3 protein-coding genes are annotated in these 4,492 nt (G+C 62.6%); all 3 read right to left on the bottom strand.

The features are described 5' to 3' along the window. Positions 1-17: 17 nt before the first annotated feature. Complete coding sequence (gene gcvP / locus ACR0DT_RS24765; protein ID WP_480713305.1) at positions 18-2,876, bottom strand: aminomethyl-transferring glycine dehydrogenase; 2,859 nt, start codon at positions 2,874-2,876, stop codon at positions 18-20. Positions 2,877-3,052: 176 nt separating this feature from the next. After that, a complete protein-coding gene (gene gcvH, locus ACR0DT_RS24760) occupies positions 3,053-3,418 on the bottom strand; it encodes a glycine cleavage system protein GcvH (protein ID WP_480713304.1) in 366 nt (121 codons plus the stop codon). Between the two features lie 18 nt (positions 3,419-3,436). Then, a partial coding sequence (gcvT, locus tag ACR0DT_RS24755; protein WP_480713303.1) for a glycine cleavage system aminomethyltransferase GcvT occupies positions 3,437-4,492 on the bottom strand: 1,056 nt, incomplete at its 5' end.

The following is a 4,492-nucleotide window of genomic DNA, read 5'->3' as shown; positions in this document are numbered from 1 at the left end:
GGCGGGGGGTGTTCCTTTTACTCAGCTGCTTCTTGGTATGCGTCCATTGGAGGGCATGTGCAGACGAGGTTTCGGTCACCGTATGCGTTGTCGACGCGGTTGACGGGGGACCAGTATTTGTCGACACCCATGGAGCCCGGAGGGAAGCAGGCCTGTTCGCGGCTGTAGGGCCGGTCCCAGTCGCCGACCAGATCGCGCACCGTGTGGGGGGCGTTTTTCAGCGGGTTGTTTTCCGCGTCGATCTTGCCGTCGATGATCTCCTGTGCCTCGGCCCGGATCGAGAGCATGGCATCGCAGAAGCGGTCGAGTTCGGCCATGGGTTCCGATTCCGTGGGCTCGACCATCAGCGTCCCCGCCACCGGCCAGGACATGGTCGGCGCGTGGAAGCCTGAATCGACCAGACGCTTGGCGATGTCGTCAACGCTGACATGGGCCGCCTCATCCAAGGGTCGGGTGTCGAGGATGCATTCATGCGCCACCCGGCCCGTTTCCGAGGTGTAGAGGATCGGATAGGCCTCGCTCAAACGCGCCGCGATGTAGTTGGCGTTCAGGATCGCCACCTTGGTCGCTTGGGTCAGACCGGCGCCACCCATCAGCAGCACATAGGCCCAGCTGACCGGCAGGATCGAGGGCGAGCCGAAGGGCGCCGCCGAGACCGGGCCGATGGCCTGGTTCAGCTCGGGGTGGCCAGGCAGATAGGGTTCCAGATGCGCCTTGACGCCGATCGGACCCATGCCGGGGCCGCCGCCGCCATGCGGGATGCAGAAGGTCTTGTGCAGGTTCAGGTGGCTGACGTCGCCGCCAATGTCACCCGGGCGCGACAGGCCGACCATGGCGTTCATGTTGGCACCATCGATATAGACCTGACCGCCGTGATCATGAGTGATCTGGCAGACCTCCTGCACGGTGGTCTCGAACACGCCATGGGTCGAGGGGTAGGTGATCATGCAGGCAGCCAGATGGTCCGAGTGCTTTTCCGCCTTGGCGCGGAAGTCGGCGACATCGATGTTGCCCTTCTCATCCGCCTGTACCGGCACAACCTGATAGCCCACCATCTGTGCTGAGGCCGGGTTGGTGCCGTGCGCCGAGGTCGGGATCAGGCAGACATTGCGGTGCCCTTCACCACGCGAAGCGTGATAGTTGCGGATGGTCAGCAGGCCGGCATATTCGCCCTGCGCGCCCGAGTTGGGCTGCTGGCTGATCGCGTCATAGCCGGTGATCTGGCACAGCTTGTCGTTCAGATCGGCAATCATCTCATGATAGCCCTGCGCCTGATCTTCGGGGCAGAACGGGTGCAGGTTGCCGAACTCGGGCCAGGTGACCGGGATCATCTCGATCGTCGCGTTCAGCTTCATGGTGCAGGACCCCAGCGGGATCATCGCCCGGTCCAGCGCCAGGTCGCGGTCGGCCAGACGACGCATATAGCGCGTGATCTCGGCCTCGGCCCGGTTCTGATGGAAGATCGGGTGCGTCAGATAGGCACTTTCGCGCAGCGCGTAATCCGGCAGGCGATATGCGCGGTTCTTCTTGCTGTCATCCTTCTTGTCGATGCCGAAGGCACCCCAGACGGCCTCGATGGTCTCGGGGCGGGTCTGTTCGTCCAGGCTGATGCCCACCTTTGTATCGCCCACCTTGCGCAGGTTGACGCCACGGGCCACGGCGGCCTCCATCACCACGTTCTGCAGGTGGCCGACCTCAACCGTGATGGTGTCGAAGAACACCTCGGGCTCGACAGCAAAGCCTGCCTCTTCCAGACCGGCGGCCAGACGCGAGGTCTTGCGATGCACTGATTGCGCGATGGCCTTGATGCCGTCGGGGCCGTGATAGACCGCATACATCGACGCAATCACCGCCAGCAGCGCCTGCGCAGTGCAGACGTTCGAGTTGGCTTTCTCACGCCGGATATGCTGTTCGCGGGTCTGCAGCGACAGGCGGTAGGCCTTGTTGCCGCGGCTGTCGATGCTGACACCGATGATCCGGCCCGGCATCGACCGCTTCAGCTTGTCGGTGGTCGCCATATACGCGGCGTGCGGACCGCCATAGCCCATCGGCACGCCAAAGCGCTGGGTCGAGCCGATGGCGATATCCGCGCCCATCTCGCCGGGCGACTTCAGCAGCGCCAGCGAAAGGATGTCGGCGGCGACGATGGCGATGGCTTTATGTTCATGCAGCGCCGCGATCTCGGCGGTGAAGTCGCGCACATGGCCATGCGTGCCCGGATACTGGAAGATCGCACCAAAGACGGCGCCCGCATCCAGCGTATCGGGATCGGCAACCTGCACGTCGATGCCCAGAGGCTCGGCGCGGGTTTTGATCACCGCGATGGTTTGCGGGTGGCAGTTCTTGTCGACAAAGAAGGCCGCGTTATTGGCTTTGGATCGGCCACCGCGCTTGGCCATTGCCATGGCTTCGGCAGCAGCTGTGGCTTCGTCCAGCAGCGAGGCATTGGCCACGTCCAGCCCGGTCAGGTCGCTGACCATGGTCTGGAAGTTCAACAGCGCCTCAAGACGGCCCTGGCTGATCTCGGGCTGATAGGGGGTGTAGGCGGTGTACCAGGCCGGGTTTTCCAGAATGTTGCGCAGGATCGGCGCCGGCGTGGTGGTGCCATAGTAACCCTGACCGATCAGCGAGGTCAGAACCTTGTTCTTGCTGGCCACCTGCTTCATGTGGAAAAGCGCATCCCGCTCGGTCATCGCCGGACCCCAGTCCAGCGGTTCCTTCTGCCGGATCGCCGGCGGAACGGTGGCGTCGATCAGCTGGTCCAGCGTCTTGAAGCCGATCACCTTGAGCATGTCGCGCATCTCGGTGGGCGACGGGCCGATGTGGCGGCGGTTGGCGAAGTCATAGGCTTCGTAATCGGTCAGTTTGAAGGCCATTGCAGCGCTCCTGTCGAATAGGTCAGGTCCGGCCGGGCAGGCAGGTGCCTCCGGCGGGGGATGAGGGCCGTCCCGGAATCTGTCCAGTGGACAGGTTCAGGCCCGAACGGGCGGAGCCCCAAATCGGAAGCCCCTGGTGAAGCGGGGAGCCCCAAGGACAGGGCTCCGAAGTTGGTTTAGCCGATGAAAGACTTGTAGCCGGCCTCGTCCATCAGGTCTTCCAGCTGCGCGGCATCCGCGATCTTGATCTTGTAGATCCAGGCCTCGCCCTCGGGGTCTTCGTTCAGCGATCCGGGGTTGTCGGCCAGCGCTTCGTTCACCTCGGTGATCTCGCCATCGACCGGCGCGTACAGCTCGGACGCGGCCTTGACGGATTCGATCACGCCGATCTCGCCGCCTTTTTCGAATTCGTCGCCCGCTTCCTGCTGCTCGACGAACACCACTTCACCCAGCTGCTCGGCCGCGTGTGCTGTGATGCCCAGAGTGGCCGTGTCCCCTTCGACGGTCAGCCATTCATGCTCTTCGGAATAATAGGTTGCCATGTCTTCTCTCTCCTGACTTCAACGCTTGTAATTCTGTTTGACGAAGGGCAGCGCCACGATCTCGGCCGGTTGCGCCTTGCCCCGGATGATCAGGTTCACCTTCTCGCCCGGCTCGCCGTGACCTGCGGACACATAGCCCATCGCCACCGGTCCACCGACCGTGGGGCCAAAGCTGCCCGAGGTGATCTGGCCGATGGTATTGCCCTCGGCGCATTGCACTTCGACGCCCTGACGCGCGGGGGCGCGACCTTCGGGCTTGATGCCCACCAGCTTGCGCGCCGGACCTTCGGCCAGTTCCTTTTGTACGCGATCTGCACCCGGAAAGCCGCCTTCTTCCTTGCGGCGTTTCTGAATGGCCCAGCCAAGGCTGGCCTCAATCGGCGAAGTGCTCTGGTCGATGTCATTGCCATAGAGGCACAGACCCGCCTCCAGCCGCAGGCTGTCGCGCGCGCCCAGACCCGCCGGTTCGCAATCCTCATGCGCCAGGAAGGCCTTGGTGATCTCAATCGCCTTGTCTTCGGGGATCGAGATCTCATACCCGTCCTCACCGGTATAGCCCAGGCGTGAGATGCGGCATTCGACACCGTTGATATCGGCAATCGTGGTTTCCATGAACTTTAGATCGCGGGCGGCAGGACACAGTTCGCCCACCACGTTTTCCGCTGCAGGACCCTGCACCGCCACCAGCGCGCGATTGAAGATCTCGGTCACTTCGACGCCGTCCAGATTGGCCTGCATGTGCGGAATGTCCTGATGACGCAGCGCCGCATTCACCACTACAAAGAAATGATCGCCCGCATTCGACACGATCAAGTCGTCCATGATCCCGCCTTCAGGGTTGGTAAAAAACCCATACCGCGCCTTGCCTTCCTTCAGCGTCGCATAGGCCTGCGGGCAGATCGCCTCAAGCTTCTCGCCCACATTCTCACCGCGCAGGATCACCTGACCCATATGAGACACATCAAACACCGCCGCCTTCTCACGACACTGCTTATGCTCTCCCATGATCCCCAAAGGATACTGTACAGGCATCTCCCACCCAGCAAAATCAACCATCTTTCCACCCAACTCAAC

This window comes from Ruegeria sp. BI11, assembly GCF_056538005.1.
The sequence above is the reverse complement of the archived record's forward strand: the minus strand, read 5'-3'. Positions and strand labels throughout refer to the sequence as shown.

What these genes read in the sequence shown, in the direction of transcription:
- gcvP (WP_480713305.1), bottom strand. Translation starts at nt 2,876, where the DNA reads ATGGCCTTCAAACTGACCGATTACGAAGCCTATGACTTCGCCAACCGC.
- gcvH (WP_480713304.1), bottom strand. Translation starts at nt 3,418, where the DNA reads ATGGCAACCTATTATTCCGAAGAGCATGAATGGCTGACCGTCGAAGGG.